This window comes from Cycloclasticus sp. (assembly GCA_040743155.1).
Classification (GTDB): domain Bacteria; phylum Pseudomonadota; class Gammaproteobacteria; order Methylococcales; family Cycloclasticaceae; genus Cycloclasticus.
Map to the genome: position 1 here is coordinate 2,330,318 of JBFLJU010000001.1, position 18,288 is coordinate 2,348,605.

The 18,288-nt window shown below is 40.1% G+C and carries 14 protein-coding genes; 8 read left to right on the plus strand and 6 right to left on the minus strand.

Features of this window, described 5'->3' with window-relative positions:
* Entirely contained in the window at window positions 1-1,947 is a 1,947-nt protein-coding gene (locus tag AB1Y31_11180) for a DUF3488 and DUF4129 domain-containing transglutaminase family protein (protein MEW4983740.1), read from the plus strand.
* A 37-nt stretch (window positions 1,948-1,984) separates the two neighbouring features.
* Here the strand turns inward: AB1Y31_11180 and AB1Y31_11185 are convergent, their stop codons facing one another.
* Window positions 1,985-2,641, minus strand: coding sequence for a nitroreductase family protein (locus AB1Y31_11185; protein MEW4983741.1), 657 nt, complete (start codon window positions 2,639-2,641; stop codon window positions 1,985-1,987).
* 266 nt (window positions 2,642-2,907) lie between these two features.
* Here AB1Y31_11185 and AB1Y31_11190 point away from each other — a divergent pair, with 266 nt between their 5' ends.
* Window positions 2,908-4,290, plus strand: a complete 1,383-nt coding sequence (locus tag AB1Y31_11190) for an outer membrane protein transport protein (protein ID MEW4983742.1) — start codon at window positions 2,908-2,910, stop codon at window positions 4,288-4,290.
* Between the two features lie 202 nt (window positions 4,291-4,492).
* Here AB1Y31_11190 and mnmE read toward each other — a convergent pair whose 3' ends face one another.
* The 5 genes from mnmE to rpmH are packed head-to-tail and all read right to left on the minus strand — an operon-like array spanning window position 4,493 to window position 8,210.
* Window positions 4,493-5,848 carry a tRNA uridine-5-carboxymethylaminomethyl(34) synthesis GTPase MnmE gene (gene mnmE, locus AB1Y31_11195; protein ID MEW4983743.1) on the minus strand — a complete coding sequence of 452 codons (1,356 nt, stop codon included), beginning with the start codon at window positions 5,846-5,848 and terminating at the stop codon, window positions 4,493-4,495.
* A 9-nt stretch (window positions 5,849-5,857) separates the two neighbouring features.
* Window positions 5,858-7,504 carry a membrane protein insertase YidC gene (yidC, locus tag AB1Y31_11200; protein ID MEW4983744.1) on the minus strand — a complete coding sequence of 549 codons (1,647 nt, stop codon included), beginning with the start codon at window positions 7,502-7,504 and terminating at the stop codon, window positions 5,858-5,860.
* Window positions 7,497-7,727, minus strand: coding sequence for a membrane protein insertion efficiency factor YidD (gene yidD / locus AB1Y31_11205; GenBank protein ID MEW4983745.1), 231 nt, complete (start codon window positions 7,725-7,727; stop codon window positions 7,497-7,499). The genes yidC and yidD overlap by 8 nt, the downstream gene beginning before the upstream one ends.
* Window positions 7,720-8,085, minus strand: coding sequence for a ribonuclease P protein component (rnpA, locus tag AB1Y31_11210; protein MEW4983746.1), 366 nt, complete (start codon window positions 8,083-8,085; stop codon window positions 7,720-7,722). Before rnpA ends, yidD begins: the two co-directional genes overlap by 8 nt.
* The gene (rpmH, locus tag AB1Y31_11215) at window positions 8,076-8,210 is read right to left on the minus strand and encodes a 50S ribosomal protein L34 (protein MEW4983747.1); all 135 of its coding nucleotides are present in this window, start codon (window positions 8,208-8,210) and stop codon (window positions 8,076-8,078) included. The genes rnpA and rpmH overlap by 10 nt, the downstream gene beginning before the upstream one ends.
* A gap of 226 nt (window positions 8,211-8,436) precedes the next feature.
* Here rpmH and dnaA point away from each other — a divergent pair, with 226 nt between their 5' ends.
* The 6 genes from dnaA to AB1Y31_11245 all read left to right on the plus strand — a co-directional run bounded on the left by dnaA (window position 8,437) and on the right by AB1Y31_11245 (window position 18,282).
* Window positions 8,437-9,762, plus strand: coding sequence for a chromosomal replication initiator protein DnaA (gene dnaA, locus AB1Y31_11220; protein ID MEW4983748.1), 1,326 nt, complete (start codon window positions 8,437-8,439; stop codon window positions 9,760-9,762).
* An 804-nt stretch (window positions 9,763-10,566) separates the two neighbouring features.
* On the plus strand, window positions 10,567-11,667 hold the full coding sequence (gene dnaN / locus AB1Y31_11225; GenBank protein MEW4983749.1) for a DNA polymerase III subunit beta: 1,101 nt from the start codon (window positions 10,567-10,569) through the stop codon (window positions 11,665-11,667).
* 27 nt (window positions 11,668-11,694) lie between these two features.
* Window positions 11,695-12,774 (plus strand): DNA replication/repair protein RecF, encoded by a 1,080-nt coding sequence (gene recF, locus AB1Y31_11230; GenBank protein ID MEW4983750.1) that lies wholly within the window; start codon window positions 11,695-11,697, stop codon window positions 12,772-12,774.
* Complete coding sequence (gyrB, locus tag AB1Y31_11235; protein ID MEW4983751.1) at window positions 12,775-15,189, plus strand: DNA topoisomerase (ATP-hydrolyzing) subunit B; 2,415 nt, start codon at window positions 12,775-12,777, stop codon at window positions 15,187-15,189.
* A gap of 445 nt (window positions 15,190-15,634) precedes the next feature.
* Window positions 15,635-17,089: an N-6 DNA methylase gene (locus tag AB1Y31_11240; protein ID MEW4983752.1), complete on the plus strand. Its 1,455-nt coding sequence runs from the start codon at window positions 15,635-15,637 to the stop codon at window positions 17,087-17,089.
* On the plus strand, window positions 17,086-18,282 hold the full coding sequence (locus AB1Y31_11245; GenBank protein ID MEW4983753.1) for a restriction endonuclease subunit S: 1,197 nt from the start codon (window positions 17,086-17,088) through the stop codon (window positions 18,280-18,282). Before AB1Y31_11240 ends, AB1Y31_11245 begins: the two co-directional genes overlap by 4 nt.
* Window positions 18,283-18,288: the final 6 nt, after the last annotated feature.

Here is an 18,288-nt window from a genome sequence, read left to right on the forward strand (position 1 = left end):
GTGCAAGCAATCCCTCTTCAGCCCACACTTATTAAGTTATTAGTCGCCATTGGTGCGTTACTCATTACCCCGCATATTGGCGAATTAAAGCCCTCGTTTATTACCATTGGTTTTGCCTTATTGGCTTGGCGCTTGTTAACACTACGGTTTCCCAAGGCCCTGCCGAATAAATGGCTACTATTACCCTTAGCCATCGGGCTGGTTTTTTTTGTGTCAAAAACATTCGGCATGTCGTTAGGGCGCGACGCGAGCAGTAGCTTATTAATTGTATTAATGGGCCTAAAGTTACTTGAAAGCAAATCTGCGCGCGATGCCCAAGCGGTGATTTATATGAGCTTTTTTATGCTCATCACCCCATTCTTATTTGATCAACGGATTGAACTGGCTTTCTACGCTTTAGGTGTATTTTTCATGCTGCTGTTTGCCCTGGTTATTAATACCACTCAAACCAATACCTTAAAAAATATACCGCTATTACGCTTATCAAGCATTGTGTTATTACAATCCATTCCATTAATGCTGGTTTTTTTCTTACTCTTTCCACGCATGATAGGTCCCTTATGGGCTATGCCGAACAGTAGCTCCGCTGTTAGCGGGATAAGCGACTCGATTAACCCTGGACAGGTGTCTAATTTAGCTTTATCGGATAAAACAGCTTTTCGTGTTTTATTTAATGGCCCCGCACCGGCGCAAAAAGACCTCTATTGGCGTGGTCCTGTTTTTTGGGAAACAGACGGGCGGTCTTGGTCCCTCACCCCACCAAGAAAAGCAGCCTTTGAGCAAGCCAGCCCAATACCCAAAAGCCCTAGCGACTATCAATACACCTTAATGATGGAGCCCCATCAGCAATTCTGGCTATACGCATTAGATGTTCCAATTAATGCGCCGAATAAAGCACGGCTAACTCACGATCACCAATTAATACTTAAGAAAAAGTTACGCCGTAATATTGCGTTTCAAATGACCTCGTCAACACAGGCCCACCTCAAGCAGCTTTCAAACGACGACCGACAGCGCGCGTTAAAATTACCCGATAATCTCGACCCTAGGATTGATAAACTGGTTAAAAATTGGTCACAAAACGCGACAACTAATAGAGATATGATCAATAAAGCCCTAACCTTTTATAATCAAGAGTTCTTTTACACGCTTAAACCGCCTTCGTTACACAAAAACCCAGTGGCTGAGTTTCTATTTGAAACCAAACGCGGCTTTTGTGGTCACTTTGCTACCAGTTTTGCCACGCTCATGCGCGTCGCCAATATTCCTGCTCGTCTAGTCGGCGGTTATCAAGGCGGCGTTTTCAACAAAGTAGGGGGCTTTTATAATATTCGCCAAGCAGATGCCCACGTATGGGTTGAAGTTTGGTTGAAAAAAACCGGTTGGACACGCATCGATCCTACCGCTGCTATTTCACCCGACAGAATTGAACACTCCATTGACGCGTCTTTGCAACGGGTTAATGGTGACGTTAATTTCCTAATAACACCGCCTGACGGCTTAAGGAAGTGGGCTCAACAACTCACGTGGATGATCCATAGCATTGATTATTATTGGCAAAATTCTGTGCTGGCCTATGGCCCAGAAAAACAACTCGATTTCCTTTCCAAGTTTGGCATTATGGATTGGGGTGATATGGTGCTTTGGCTAGCAACGCTTAGCGGCTTAATCCTGCTGATATCCATCTGTGCCATGCTGCTATTTAAAAAAGAAACGCTCGACCCGGTACAAAAAAGCTATTTAGAGCTTTGTATAAAACTGGCTAAAAAAGCGGGGGAGAGGCAAAAGCACGAAACCACTACCGACTACTTTAATCGTGCAATACAACATTACCCAGAAAAAGCTGAGACCTTAAAAACCCTTCAACTTCTGTACCTAAAAACTCGCTATGGAGAGGGCTCCGAACAGCATTTTATAAAAAAAGTAGCTAATTTTAGCTTACGCTAGAACGCACCCTAATCGACCTTAATAACCTTGCCGATCCTTATATCCGCAGTAAAATACTGTTTAAGCTACGCCGTGACTTAGGTAGTTTTGCATTATAGTCCTCTTCTGGGTGGTGGTAGCCAATCGCTAACGCCACATCGCACTGATAGCCAGCTAACTCTTTTTTAAACTCTTCATTAACTAAGTCCGTATCAATGCCTTCTAGGGCCGTTGAATCAATTTTAAGACGAGCCAAGGTGTGCAAGGTATTACCAAGCGCAATATAGGTTTGCGCCTTTGTCCAACGACTCGTATCACCCGTTTTATCGGTATTGAGCTTGGCAAACGCAAAGCTAGTAAACGCAGCTTCACGATTTTCAGGCTTTGTGCGCTTATCCTTAATGCCTTTATCCACTATTTCGACAAAATCATCGTGCGTGTATTGCGGGTTATGGGCAAAAAGAATAACTTGCGAACTATCAAAAACGTGTGGCTGATTAAACTGGTATTTATTAGCAAATGTCTTATTCATTCGCTGTTTTGCTTCGTCACTCTCTATGATGACAAACTTCCACGGCTGAGAATTAATCGACGATGGCGATAGCCGCATCGCCTCAAAAAGCACGTCAAGATCCTCTTGCGGAACCTTTTTTGTCGTATCGTATTTTTTTGTGGTGTGCCGCCATAAAAGGCTTTCAATAATGGGGTGTGTCATTTCTATTATCTATCGTTGGGTTGAACTTATATTTTCGCCGACCGTACAGCAAATCAGCTGATGAGTGCATATATGATTAAAGCGTCTTAACCTTTTCTTCTCATTTTTTGATGACTGAAATTTAACGCTATATTTATATTTTCAAATCATAAAGCATTTAAATTAGAAGATGATGATTTTAATCACCCACCTACTTATCGACTTCATATAGAATGCCGCGTTAGCTGAATTTTAATGAAATAAAAAATAATTATGGGGATTATAAAATGGACTTAACGTCGCAGAAAAAAAAGGGGTTTTTTTCTAATTTAACACGCTCTCGCAGTAGCCTTCTTGGCCTTGCTTTACTTACTGCATCATCACTTCCAGCAACGGACGTATACGCTAGTGGTGTTAACCTTGAGGGTTTAGGCATTCGCGCAATGAGCATGGGTGGCGCATTTGTTGGCTTGGCAGATGATGCCTCAGCAATTTTCTGGAACCCTGCTGGCTTAAGCCAGTTAAAAGGCTCTGGCTACACTCTTGGTGTTTACTCAATGACCGCTAAAATTGATGCTAAAAATGGCGTTACAAATAACGGACTTGCCGACCTTGATAACCCATATGATCCTAACAAAGGCGACCTGTTTCCAGGCTTCTATCCATCCGAGCCAGATCATTTTGATGATGATGAAGAGCTCTGGTTAGGTGCGGCTACCATGCCGTCATTTGTCGCCTTCAAAAATTATGGCCGTTACACATTTGCTGGTGGTCTCTATGGATTAGGCGGAGCATACTCAAGCTATAACGATAAAATAACTGACCCTGTTACAGGCGCAGAAATCGAAGCTGACGTGTTTGCCCTTCTTGCGCTGATGACGGTAAACGGCTCCGTAGGCTATCAAGTCACTGAAAAACTTAGTGTTGGTGTTGGTGTTGACGTTATCCTTAGCCTTTGGCGAGGCGACGTCGATAAGAATTACCGAGCACCGGACCCCGATCTTGACTATAACTTCGACATGCAAATACGCAAGTGGGGCTATGGTGTTCAGGGTAACTTTGGCATGCTCTACAAATTTAATGAGCAGTGGAGTGTTGGCGCAACATACCGCACCGGTACCGACATTAAGCTAAAAGGTGACACACGTGTGAAACTGAAAGGCGGCACTGCTATCGACCCGTTCAAAACCGATGAAAAAAGCGATGGGCATACTGATTTTGTATATGGCGCTTCATGGGCTGTAGGCGTTGCTTATAAACCAACAAAAAGGCTTACCTTCACTTACGATTATAAAGAAAACGACTGGAGCGACTTCAATTGGCCTGGCTCTAATGCAAAATACGATGATCAAGGTCCATTCTTACAAAATGCTGACGGCGATCCAGGCTGGCACCGTGGTCACGGCTATAGCATTGGTACAGAATATCTACTAAATGACAAAATAACGTTACGAGCTGGCTACACAAATGAGTCGTCAGGCGTACCCTCTGAGTTTGAAAACCCTGCAACCATTACGCTTGGCGATTTACAAATTGCCAGCGTTGGAATGGGCATACAGTACGAGACTTGGAAGGTGGACGTTTTAGTTGGCACAATGTGGGGCGGCACGGGGTATAAAGTCGATCACCGTTGTTATGATTTCGGTATCAGCTTTATGCGCATGTTCTAAAGACGTGTTTTAGAAAAAAATCCCGCAGGAGTTCCTGCGGGATTTTTTTTGTCTTGGGTAAACGCTATAAGCACAGCATACAGCTCACCAGCCTACTTTAATTTCTCAGCATCAATAGCTAACCACAGTTATACAAGCATTCAAGCTCACGCTTATTCCCTCAATGGAATGTTCATTGCTAATAAACGGTATTCAATCAGTTTTACTTGCCAATACAAAACGAAGAGAATATTTCTCCCAGCAAATCGTCTGGCGTCATTTTTCCGGTAATTTCAGATAGCGCGTTTTGCGCTAAACGTAGATCTTCTGCGAACATTTCACCCGCTTGATAGCTGAGCAACTGTTCAATACCATCATTTAAAAAATCATTCGACCTTGCTAAGGCGTCTAAATGACGACGGCGCGCTAAAAATATATTTTTTTCTTCTGGGTTGAAACCCATTAATTCTTTCAAGTGTTGAGTTAACAAGTTAAGACCGTCACCGTGTTTCGCAGACAACTTTATGATTGTTTGCCCATCACTCGACTTAACTTCTTCAATTTTCGCCCCGGTAATATCTACTTTATTAAATACAATCGTAATTGGAATAGCGGGGGGGATGTCTTTTAATAAAGTTAAATGCTCTTCTGATCCTGCTTCCCGATCATCCACCACGAGTAGTACTTGATCTGCCGCTAAAATAGCTTGTTTTGCGCGCTTTACGCCTTCTTGTTCAATAATATCGCTGGTTTCACGAAGTCCCGCAGTATCTATGATATGCACCGGCATACCGTCTATTTGTATCTGCTCTCTCAGCACATCACGCGTTGTACCCGCAACCTCGGTCACAATGGCGGTATCGCGCTTTGCTAAGGCGTTCAAAAGACTCGATTTACCCGCATTGGGCTTACCCGCCAAAACAACGGTCATGCCGTCCCTTAATAAACTCCCTTGCTTTGCGGTTTCTGTCAGTGTCGCGAAGGCTTGTTTTAGCTTATTAATGATTTGTTGTAGTTCATCACCCGCGAGAAAGTCTATCTCCTCATCACTAAAGTCTATTGCTGACTCTACATATAAGCGAAGGTGCGTTAGTTGTTGTTGCAGCTCGTTGATATGCTGAGAAAAAGCGCCTTGTAAGGAACGCTGTGCAGATATCGCTGCAGCCGCTGTACCTGCATCAATAATATCGGCAACTGCCTCTGCTTGGGCTAAATCTAGCTTATTGTTTAGAAAGGCTCTCTGGGTGAACTCGCCGGGTTCTGCAAGACGAGCACCTAATGCCAATACCCGTTTTAGCAACATATCTAAAACAACTGGGCCACCATGGCCTTGCAGCTCAAGTGTATCTTCACCGGTGTAGGAAGCAGGGGACTGAAAGAACAAAGCAAGACCACTGTCGATAACCGTGTTGTCTTGCTCTTTGAATGATTTAAAGCAGGCTTGTCGCGCGGGTATTTGACCGCCTAACAGCTTTTCGCTTATTTGCTTTGTATTTGGACCACTAATCCGAATAATGCCAATGCCACCACGGCCACTTGCTGTTGCAACGGCCGCTATCGTGTCATTATTGTTCGACATAACCGTCGCTTATGTATCTTTTCCTGCTTCAATTCTTTTCATGATGAAAGTTTGTTGAGCAATCGTTAATAGATTATTCACAATCCAGTACAACACAAGACCGGCTGGGAAAAAGGCAAAGAAACCGGTAAACATAATTGGTAGCATTTGCATCATTTTCTTTTGCATTGGATCCACGGGTGCAGGGTTTAAGCGCTGCTGGAAGAACATAGTGATACCGTAAATAACCGGAAGAACAAAGTATGGGTCTGCTGATGAAATATTATCGATCCACAAGGCAAACGGTGCTTGCCTCAACTCGACACTTTCAAGCAAGGTCCAATACAAGGCAATAAACACGGGTATTTGAACCAGAATCGGTAAACAACCACCAAGCGGGTTAATTTTTTCTGTTTTGTATAGCTCCATCATCGCTTGATTAAGCTGTTGCTTATCATCGCCATAACGCTCTTTAAGCGCAACAATTCTTGGCTGAACTATCTTCATATGAGCCATAGACTTATAGCTTTTTTCAGATAATTTGAAAAACAGCGCCTTAATGGTGAACGTCACCATGATGATCGCAACACCCCAGTTTCCAACAAAGTCGTAGAAGAAACTGAGTAACCAAAAAATAGGTTCAGCAATAATAGTCAGCTTGCCGTAATCAACCATTAACTCAAGACCTGGAGCCACACCGGTTAACTGCTCTTGAAGCTTAGGTCCCGCAAAAAGAACGGTGTGAATAACCTCTGTCTCACCAGCCTGAACTGTTTTATTAGGGGAATAGGCACCTATCACATACAAAGCACCTTTTAGCGACTTGGTGTAATAACTGTATTGGTTTTCTTTTTCTGGAACCCACGCAACACCGAAATAGTGTTGGATCATTGCAGCCCAGCCACCTATCGCGACACGGTTTAGGTCCTCATCTTCCATGTCACCAAAATCAATTTTTTGGTACTTTTCTTCATCTGTATACAGTACGCCGCCGGTATAAGTATGAATCATTGAGTTTGCTTTTTTATCAGCGTAATCATTACGCTTTATTTGCACATACTCTCTCGCTGACCAACTATTAACAGCGTTATTTTCTATACGTGTTTCAACACCAACCTTATAACTTCCTTTAGCAAACACATATGTTTTCGTGACTTTAACGCCACTAGCATCTTGCCACGTTAACGGCACTCTTAACTCATCACCCGTCATTACATATTCACTTTCAGACGCGCTCCAAAGAGCATGGTGATTTGGGCTATCGCCGTTTTGCGCGATTAAACCCGACTCAACAACAAACGTTTTCGCTGCTTCATTATTTAACAGCTGTACTTTTCTCTCTTCACCTTTTGTTTCAGGATATTGAGACAAGCCTAATTGAACAACGCTTCCGCCGACTGTACTAATTTCAAGCTCATACACGTCAGTGCTAACACGTACAACACCACCGCTTACTTGCACACCTTCATTAGCGGCAACAATAGCACCGCCACCCAACAACCTATTATTTGCCGCTGCTGTATTCGGTACGTCATTTGCCTGTACTGGCTGCCCATCAACACCGGCAACTTGAACCGGTACTTCAGGAGGAAGAACGTAGTCTTTTTGCCACGCTTGCCAAATAAGTACCGATATAAAAGCTAAGGCTGCAAAAAGTAACGTTCTTTGATTATCCATGTGTTTTTTCTGATGTTGGTAAGGGGTCTACGCCACCTTTACAAAAAGGCTGGCAACGGACAAGCCTTTTAACGGTTAAATAAAGCGCTTTGATCACACCGTATTCTTGAAATGCTTCAAGAGCATACTCTGAGCAAGTGGGGTAGAAGCGACACCTGCTAGCAAGCAGTGGGCTAATAAAACGCCGATAAAATTCAATTAAACAAATAAAAAACTTATTCATTTATTATTAGTTTTTCCCAGTGCTGTTGAATTGATAAAGCCAGCTCTTTTTTTGTAGCTGTTGCTGCTTTATTCCGACATAACACAACAAAGTCACAACCAAATAGCGTTGCTTTTCTTTGTCTAAACGACTCTCTAATAACTCGTTTTATAAGATTTCTTTTTACTGCTCTTTTTACGCTTTTCTTCGCTATGGCAAGACCAAGTCTTGCCTTAGATAAGGTTTTCTTTTTTACTAAAACGGTAAAAAAATTGTCCGTACTTCTTTTTGCACCTTTAAAAACTCCCGCGTATTGAGATGCGCTGTTAAGCCTATCTGCTTTTGTAAACGAGAGTTCTTGCCCTTTATTTAGGCTGATAAACGAACTCTACCTTTAGCGCGTCTTGCATTAATGATTTTACGGCCAGATTTAGTTGCCATTCTAGCTCTAAAGCCGTGTGTTCTTGCTCTTTTTAAGTTGCTTGGTTGGAATGTTCTTTTCATGCTAAATACCCTATAAATACTTAATTAAAATGTTACAAAAGATAACATCTTGTTTTAGATGCTTTTCTTTCGAGAAAAAGACTGCGCAGGTTAAGTTTTTTTACTGCAAAAGTCAATGTTTATATGAAGATTAAGTGTTTTCCCTGTTTCATTCTTTTCCTGTGGATAACTTGTGTATTAAGGTATATTCTTAGCGCCAGTTAAACTTAATTTCATAAGGATCAATGTGTCATCTCTCTGGGAACAATGCCTACAACGCTTAGAAGAGGAAATCCCTCCGCAACAAATAAACACCTGGGTTCGCCCTTTACAAGCTCAAAATAATAACGATGATTTGCTTTTATTCGCCCCAAATAAATTCGTATTAGATTGGGTTTCCGATAATTACATTGTGAAAATTACTAATATAATCAATGATTTAACAAATAGTAAAACTAATATCTATTTAAAAATTGGTAGCTCTAAAGTTCAACAACCGATTCGTTCAATCAAACAGAGCACTCCTTCTAAAATCTCCAGCTCGCCAGCGGTTTCACATAATTTAAACAGCGCATTCGTCTTTGACTCGTTTGTTGTTGGTAAATCTAATGAGTTGGCTAAAGCTGCTGCCATCCAAGTTTCAGAAAACCCTGGTACTGCTTACAACCCCCTTTTTATTTATGGTGGTGTTGGTCTTGGAAAAACCCATTTAATGCATTCTATTGGCAACAGCATTATCAAAGCTAACAAAAACGCAAAGGTCAACTTCTTGTCATCTGAACGTTTTGTATCCGGCATGGTGCAATCACTACAAAAGAACACAATTAATGATTTTAAAAACCATTACCGCTCTTTAGACCTTTTACTGATTGATGATATTCAGTTTTTTGCCAAGAAAGAGCGCTCTCAAGAAGAGTTTTTTCATACATTTAATACGCTGATAGAAAATAACAAACAAATTGTCTTAACTTGTGACTGCTACCCCAAAGAAATTAATGGCTTAGAAGAGCGCCTAAAATCACGTTTTGGTTGGGGTTTACCTATTCCTATTGAGCCACCTGATCTTGAGACCCGCGTGGCTATTTTAAAAAGTAAAGCGGCTCTAAGTGGTGTTGACCTAGCGGACGAGGTAGCTTTCTTCATGGGTAATCGAATTAGGTCTAATGTCCGAGAACTTGAAGGTGCATTACGAAGAGTGTTGGCTAATGCAAACTTCACCGGCCAACCCATCACCCTAGATTTTACAAAAGAGGCTCTCCGAGACTTAATCGCTCTGCAAAATAAACGTATCGGTATTGATAACATTCAAAAAACGGTAGCTGAATATTACAAGATCAGAATGTCTGACTTACTGTCATCCAAACGTACGCGTTCTATTGCTCGACCTCGACAAATTGCAATGGCATTATCTAAAGAACTAACTCAATACAGTTTGCCCGAAATAGGTAGCCAATTTGGCGGCCGCGATCATACGACTGTTTTACACGCTACACGCAAAGTAAAAGAGCTAAGAGACTCGGATCAAAAAATCGATGAAGATTATATTAACCTGTTGAGAACTCTATCTCATTAACTAGGTGTAAATTGTGGATAACGTTAGCTGGGTGCTTATAAACAATTTATCCACAAAGCTATTTGAATTTAACAACACCTTTTGTTGTTTATTAACTCATTGATATAAAAAAGAAATTTAGACTTAATAACTGATTTTTCATCCCTAATAACTATAATAAGTATTAAAAGATTTAATTAAATAATAATTAAGATGTTTGATTAAACGTTAGATTTAACTCAATTTAAGCCACTTTTACCGGTGTTTCTCTTATTTTGTACTTACTCCGGTTCAATCCAATACACCTATGCTTTGGATTGTTATAAAAAATACATTATTTATATTTAATACAAGTATCTCTAGCTAAGCGCTAACGCTTATTTTTATCAAAAAGTTTGTTAGAGGTTTTATGACTCTTCAAATTTAATGTATTCGTATCGATACGATAAAAATCGGTCGCTAAAGTTTTTCAAATCCAAGGATCTAATTATTTTTTTCCTTAACGTACGCGTTCTATTGCTTGAGAAAAGTTGTACATTTTAAAATCTTGAACATGCAACAGTTTTACGTGAAGAAAAAACTACAACACTTGAGAAATCTTGATAACAATTTGATGAGAAATTCATTAACCTGTTAAGAACCCTAGCTCATTAATAAGGTGCAAGTTGTGGATAAAATAAGTAGGATGCTTATAAACAAATTATCCACAAAGCTTTGGGGATTTAACAACACCTTTTGTTACTAACTAACCTTTTGATTTTAAAGGATAATACAGACTTAATAACTGATTTTTTATCCCTTATAACTATAATAAGTATTTAAAATATGAAATTAAATATTACTAAGAACGATTTATTAGAACCTTTACAAAAAGTATTCGGTGTTATCGAACGTAGACAAACATTGCCTATATTATCGAATGTTTATTTATCCATCACAGATGGAAGGTTAAAGTTCACAGGGACAGACCTTGAAGTTCAAGTAAGCTCTGAATCCGCTATTAATAGTAATGAAATTTTTAATACGACCATTCCAGCAAGAAAGCTTTTGGACATCTGCCGTTCATTACCGGACGATTCAGATATTAATATGTCGTTTGATCAAAATGTTTTAGTTATTAAATCAGGCAAAAGCCGATTCACCTTAAGAACGTTAAGTGCTGATGAATATCCTTTGTTTGATGAATCTAACTACATTAACCAAATAACAATAAGCCAAGAAGTTTTGGCAAAAGCATTTAGTAAAACCATCTTTTGTATGGCGCAACAAGATGTTCGTTATTATTTAAATGGTTTGATGATGGAAGTCGTTGATGGGGAATTGCAAACGGTTGCATCTGATGGCCACCGCTTAGCATTGTCAAAAAATAAAATTGATAATGAGAGTCAATCAATAAGCCAGATAATTATTCCTAGAAAAGCGGCTCAAGAGCTATTAAGGCTGATTGATAAGTTTGAAGGCGCTGTAGAACTTAAAGTAGCAAAAAACAACATTAAGTTTACATTAGGCGATGTTCAACTAAACGCAAAATTAATTGATGGACGTTTCCCTGATTTCAAAAACGTTGTTCCCGAAGAGAGCAAGCACAGCTTCACAATTGATAAGTTATCTTTTAAATCTGCCTTATCTCGAGTATCAATTTTATCCAATGAAAAATACAAAGGTATACGCTTAGATTTATCTAATCAATTAATGACAATAAATGCCAATAACCCCGAGCAAGATGAAGCGGAAGAAGAGGTGTCGGTAGATTATGAAAGCGAAGAGATGAGCATGGGCTTTAACTCCAGTTATTTAATGGACGCGTTAAATGTTATTGAATCTGAAAGTGTTCAAGTATCTTTTACCGATACCAACAGTAGCTGCTTACTTGAGAACCCGAGTGATAAAAGCAGTCGCTTTATTATTATGCCAATGCGTATATAAATAATTCACAGCCTAAGCTTTAATTCTTTGTCTTTAACTGATGTTCAAATTAGGGATGTTCGGAATATTGAATACCTAAGATTCCAACCATCTCCAAAACTCAATATTATTGTTGGCCCTAATGGGAGTGGTAAAACATCTCTACTGGAGGCGCTGTACATATTGAGCAGGGCTCGTTCTTTTAGAACACAAAACATCAGCAAGGTTTTATCCCACAATAAACAAAAACTAATAGTTTTCTCTGAATTAAATTATTCTGGGTCGAGTCATAAAATAGCGATAAAAAAAAACCAACTTGAAACAATCATAAGGATCGATGGCAGAACTGAAAAAAAATCATCGGAACTATCGAAACACCTACACACACATTTAATTAGGCCAGAATCGCAGACGTTACTTGAGCACGGTGCTGCAGTTAGGCGATCATTCATTGATCTAGGAGTGTTTCACGTGAAACACTCTTTTTTGGGTATTTCAAAGAAGCACAATCAACTATTAAAGCAACGAAATAAATTATTAAAAACCAAACAGTTTGATACATTAGCTGTTTGGACTAATAAGCTCATTGAATACGGTACAATGGTAGGTTCTGAGAGAAGCGCTTACGTTGATTTACTGCAGAAAGAGTTAAAGTTGATCTTTTCTACGTTTATCGGAGACGGTGATGTAGAGATTAATTACTTGCAAGGCTGGGATAAAAAAATCACCTTATCTGACGCCTTCAGTAAATCCTACTCTAGAGATACTCTGTATGGTTATACGACCTTAGGTGCGCATAAGTCGGATATCAAGGTTTTGGTTGATGGGAAATTAGCACAAGACTATTTATCTAGAGGTCAGATGAAGTTATTAGTTATTGCGATGTATTTAGCGCAAATTAAATTAATGAGTCAGCAGTCGGCTAAGTCTGTTTGTGTTTTGCTGGATGACTTGGCAGCAGAGCTGGATAAAGAAAGTTTTAGAAAAGTAATGTTGTTTCTTAAAGATTTGGGTATTCAGGTTTTTGTTACAACGACAAACAATGATTTGTTTTTAGAATTTATTGAAGCAAAAGAAACAAAAGTGTTTCACGTGAAACATGGTGTTATTCAGAATGAGGAAGGCTAAGTGAGCGAAGAAAAAAACGAGGAAACCTATGATTCTTCAAATATCCAGGTTTTAAAAGGCTTAGATGCCGTTAGAAAAAGACCAGGCATGTATATCGGGGATACCGATGATGGTTCTGGTTTGCATCACATGGTATTTGAAGCGGTCGATAACTCTATTGATGAAGCCTTAGCGGGTCACTGTACAGAAGTCGGTGTGATTATTCATGACGATAATTCGGTAACGATTAGCGACGATGGGCGTGGAATTCCTGTGGATATTCACCCTGACGAAGGTCGTTCAGCCGCGGAAGTCATTATGACGGTGTTGCATGCCGGTGGTAAATTCAATGATAACGCCTATAAGGTTTCCGGCGGCTTACACGGTGTTGGTGTATCCGTGGTTAATGCGCTGTCTGAAGAGTTGGAACTGAATATCAAACGTGATGGCAGCGAGCACTATCAGAAATATGTGCATGGTGAGCCCGTAGAGCCTTTAAAAGTAATTGGCGCTACGGATAAAACCGGAACGAGCCTGAGATTTAAACCCAGCATAAACACGTTCACAAATATTGAGTTCCATTTTGAGTTGCTGGCAAAAAGGTTACGAGAACTATCATTTTTAAACTCGGGTGTTCGCATTAAATTGTCAGATGAACGCACGGCTAAAGAAGAAGTATTTGAATACGAAGGTGGAATTAAAGCCTTTGTAAATCACTTGAATATCAATAAATCACAAATCCACGAAAACATTATTTATATTAACGTGGAGAAAAGCGATGTGAACGTAGAGGTTGCATTGCAATGGAATGATTCGTACCAAGAGAATATATTTTGCTACACAAATAATATTCCACAACGAGATGGTGGTACTCATTTAGCCGGTTTTAGAGCGGGCCTTACACGAACGTTAAATCAATACATTGAAAGCAGCGGCTTAGCTAAAAAACAAAAAGCTTCAACGTCAGGCGATGATGCAAGAGAAGGCTTAACAGCCGTTTTATCGGTCAAAGTGCCAGACCCCAAATTCTCCTCACAAACAAAAGACAAGTTAGTTTCATCGGAAGTTAAATCGATTGTAGAGTCGTCTTTATCCGAAGCGTTACAAGAGTTTTTGTTAGAAAACCCAAAGGAAGCAAAAGAAATAGCAGGTAAAATGCTAGAAGCGGCGAGGGCGCGTGATGCGGCTAGAAAAGCAAGAGAAATGACGCGTCGAAAATCGGCGTTAGATATCGCTGGTTTACCTGGAAAGTTAGCCGATTGCCAAGAAAAAGATCCGGCATTATCAGAAATATTCCTAGTGGAAGGGGACTCCGCTGGAGGTTCAGCAAAGCAGGGTAGGGATAGACGAACACAAGCTATTTTACCGTTGAAGGGTAAAATATTAAATGTTGAAAAAGCACGCTTTGACAAGATGCTGTCATCCGATGAGGTGGGTACGCTAATCACGGCGCTAGGCTGTGGTATCGGTAAAGAAGAATATAAGCCAGAAAACTTGCGCTATCACAAAATCATCATCATGACCGATGCTGACGTTGATGGTTCACACATCCGTACCTTGTTGTTAACGTTCTTTTACCGCCAAATGCCTGAGCTTATTGAAAACGGCAATGTTTATATCGCTCAACCACCTTTGTATAAAGTTAAGAAGGGCAAACAAGAGCATTATGTGAAAGACGATAACGAGTTAAATAATTACTTATTGCAATTGGCCTTACAAAAAGCCAGTTTAGTTATTAATGACTCAACTCCTGCTATTTCAGGCGTAGCGCTTGAAGAACTTGCTAAAGAGCATATTCAAATTGAAGGCATGATTACCAGATTATCTGGCCGTTATGATGCGCTAATTTTGAACGAGTTGTTGGTCTCTACTGGGGTAACGGAATCTACTAGCGAAGCTGAGCTTGAAAGCTGGTTAAACGATTTAGAGAAGCGATTAAACGAGATAGAAAGTAGCCCAACACATTACAGTTTACGATTGGAATACCAAGAAGGCGACTGGTCGCTTCAATGTTCAACTGTTTCTCACGGTGTAGAGAAATCATTTGAGATGACACGCTTGTTCTTTAAATCGGGCGAATATAAAAGATTGGTGAGTTTTGGTAAAACGTTAAGTGGAATGTTTGAAGAAGGCTCAAAACTACTTATTGCAGATAAGGCCCACCTTGTTTCAAGCTTTAAAGAAGTCTTTACCCTGTTAATGAAAGAAGCAAGAAAAGGACAACAAATTCAGCGCTATAAAGGTCTAGGCGAAATGAACCCAGAACAGCTTTGGGAAACAACACTAGACGCAGATTCAAGACGCTTATTGCAGGTTAGAATCGAAGATGCCGTCGCAGCGGATGGCGTTTTTACAACCTTGATGGGTGATGAGGTAGAACCTAGACGTGCATTCATAGAAAAAAATGCATTAGAAGTCGCAAATCTAGATGTCTAGAGTCACAGGCTTGCTCAATAAAGAGCCTTTGTAACTTATCTTAAAACCGCCCGATAAAAACAGGCGGATAAAAACTCAAAACCGCCTATAAAGCATTTATAGGCGGTTTTTTTGCAAATAAAGGCGAGAGCATGGGTTTGGTTGAGAAAGTCTCTTATATCGCATCTCAGAGGGTCTTTTTTGGGGCTTTAGGCTGTTTATTTGTCTGCCAGCGGCATGGCGAGACTTGATTGATGATTAGGAGCTGGCGAATGCTAAATCAGAGCATGTCAGACATTGTAGTTAGCAAATTACGAATAATGCTAATGCATCGATGAAAAACCGCAAAAGCAATTTTTGAAAGTCGCTTAAGCCTACTTTCAACATCGCTTATTTATTTGCCTAATTACAATATACTGTGTCTCACAATATTAAAAACCCAACCATATAAGCAGGGAAGCAATTCATGTTCGAACAAACCTTCAAAAATATCGATGATGTACTTTGGAAAGAAGCGGGCTGTTCTTCAGAACTCGATTACACCGAACAAACCTCATGGATGCTATTTCTCAAATACCTAGATGACCTAGAAGGCGAAAGGGCGATTGAGTCTGAGTTAATGGGCAAGCAATATAACTTCATAATTGATCAAGCGCATCACTGGTCAAAGTGGGCTGCGCCTAAACGCTCCGATGGCAGTTTTGATCACGATACGGCACTCACCGGTGATGATCTAATTGAGTATGTTGATAATGAATTGTTCCCGTATCTAAAAGGTTTTAAACAAAGAGCCACCTCATCCGATACCATCGAATACAAAATTGGAGAAATCTTCAGCGAAATTAAGAATAAATTTCAAAGCGGATATTCCTTAAGAGATGCGCTAGAACTAATGGATCAGCTGCACTTTAGGTCACAAAAAGAAAAACACGAGTTATCCCATCTTTACGAAACTAAAATCAAAAACATGGGCAATGCCGGGCGTAATGGCGGCGAATATTACACCCCAAGGCCGTTGATTAGAGCGATGATTCAAGTGATAAAACCGACCATCGGCGAAACCATTTATGATGCCGCGTGTGGATCAGCCGGTTTCCTATGTGAATCGCACGACTACCTAAGAGCCGATAAAAAGCTTACTACCGATCAATTGCAAACCCTGCAAACGGCAACTTTTTACGGGAAAGAAAAGAAGAGTCTGGCGTATGTTATCGCCATCATGAATCTTATTCTGCATGGTATAGATACCCCTAACATCCTGCATACCAACACTCTGGCAGATAACTTAGCCGATGTTCAAGAGAAAGATCGTTACGATATTATTCTAGCCAATCCGCCTTTTGGCGGAAAAGAACGCAAAGAAATACAGCAGAACTTCCCAATTAAAACCGGCGAAACGGCCTTTTTATTTTTACAGCACTTTATCAAATACCTAAAAGCTGGCGGCAGAGGTGCGGTGGTTATTAAAAACACCTTCCTCTCAAATTCTGATAATGCATCAAAAGCACTGCGTCAGGAACTGCTAGAAAGTTGTAATTTACATACCGTATTAGATTGCCCCAGTGGCACCTTCCTAGGGGCAGGCGTTAAAACCGTGGTGTTATTTTTTGAAAAAGGTGCACCAACGCAAAACATTTGGTACTACCAGTTAGATCCTGGGCGCAATATGGGCAAGACCAATCCGTTAAATGATAATGACCTAAAAGAATTTATAGAACTACAAAAAGGCTTTAAAGATAGCGATAAATCTTGGTCTATCAGTGCTAATGATATTGATCAGAGCAGCTTTGATTTATCAGTTAAAAACCCCAATGCGGAAGAAGAAGCACCGCTAAGAGATCCGCAAGAAATACTGGCTGAGATAACAGCTTTAGATGCTGAGAGCGCTAAGCTGCTTGAGGGTATTAGGGGTATGTTGTGAGTGAAGGTTGGAAAACTGTATCACTAGATGAAATATGTGATATTGCTCGAGGAGGTTCTCCGCGTCCGATTAAAGAATTTATTACAGATGCTGCTGATGGTGTTAACTGGATCAAGATAGGTGACGCAACCGCTAGTAATAAGTATATATATAAGACTAAGCAAAAAATAAAAAGGGAAGGTATTCAACGGTCACGGTTTGTTCAGGCGGGAGACTTTCTGCTATCAAACTCCATGAGTTTCGGTCGTCCGTATATTATGAAAACTTCCGGCTGTATTCATGATGGATGGTTAGTCCTTAGTGATAAATCGGGTGCATTCAATCAAGACTACTTATATTATTTTCTTGGTTCAAATGCTGCTTATAAACAGTTTGATGAACTTGCTGCAGGCTCAACAGTTCGCAATCTTAATATCGGCTTAGTGAAGCGAGTTAAAGTATTACTTCCCGCACTCACAGAACAAAAACGCATAGTCTCCATTCTAGATGAAGCCTTTAAAAGCATAGATCAAGCGATTACAAATACAGAGAAGAACCTAACTAATGCGCGTGAGTTGTTTGAGAGTTATCTTAATAATGTCTTTAATTATGACAATAAAGACCCTCTTGTTTCATTATCAGAAGTAACTTCATGTATTACTGATGGTGATCATTCTGCTCCACCTAAAGCCCCTAGTGGTATTCCATTCATCACGATTTCTAACATTGATAAGAACACTAAATTGATCGACTTTTCTAATACCTTCAAAGTGCCTAAAGATTACTTCAATAAATTAAAGCATAGAAAACCTATAAATGGTGATGTCTTATATACAGTGACAGGATCATACGGTATTCCTGTTAAAGTGCCTGACGGAGTTAATTTCTGTTTCCAGCGGCATATCGGCTTATTAAGGCCAAAACCAGGTGTAAATAGTTCATGGCTTTATTATGCTTTGTTATCGCCTATGGTTTATCGTCAAGCAACTGATGGTGCAACAGGAACTGCACAGAAAACAGTTTCACTAAAACTTTTAAGAAGTATGATTGTTCCGAGTATGAATGAGAGGAAACAAGCCTCTATTGTTCGTGACTTAGATGACCTATGTTTAAAGTCACAAAAGCTGAAATCGATCTTTAAAAGAAAGAGTGAAGCACTTAATGAACTCAAACAATCTCTCCTACAAAAAGCCTTCTCAGGCCAATTAAGCTAAGACGAT

What these genes read in the sequence shown, in the direction of transcription:
- rpmH (MEW4983747.1), bottom strand. Translation starts at nt 8,210, where the DNA reads ATGAAAAGAACATTCCAACCAAGCAACTTAAAAAGAGCAAGAACACAC.
- AB1Y31_11190 (MEW4983742.1), top strand. Translation starts at nt 2,908, where the DNA reads ATGGACTTAACGTCGCAGAAAAAAAAGGGGTTTTTTTCTAATTTAACA.
- yidD (MEW4983745.1), bottom strand. Translation starts at nt 7,727, where the DNA reads ATGAATAAGTTTTTTATTTGTTTAATTGAATTTTATCGGCGTTTTATT.
- mnmE (MEW4983743.1), bottom strand. Translation starts at nt 5,848, where the DNA reads ATGTCGAACAATAATGACACGATAGCGGCCGTTGCAACAGCAAGTGGC.
- dnaN (MEW4983749.1), top strand. Translation starts at nt 10,567, where the DNA reads ATGAAATTAAATATTACTAAGAACGATTTATTAGAACCTTTACAAAAA.
- AB1Y31_11185 (MEW4983741.1), bottom strand. Translation starts at nt 2,641, where the DNA reads ATGACACACCCCATTATTGAAAGCCTTTTATGGCGGCACACCACAAAA.
- yidC (MEW4983744.1), bottom strand. Translation starts at nt 7,504, where the DNA reads ATGGATAATCAAAGAACGTTACTTTTTGCAGCCTTAGCTTTTATATCG.
- AB1Y31_11240 (MEW4983752.1), top strand. Translation starts at nt 15,635, where the DNA reads ATGTTCGAACAAACCTTCAAAAATATCGATGATGTACTTTGGAAAGAA.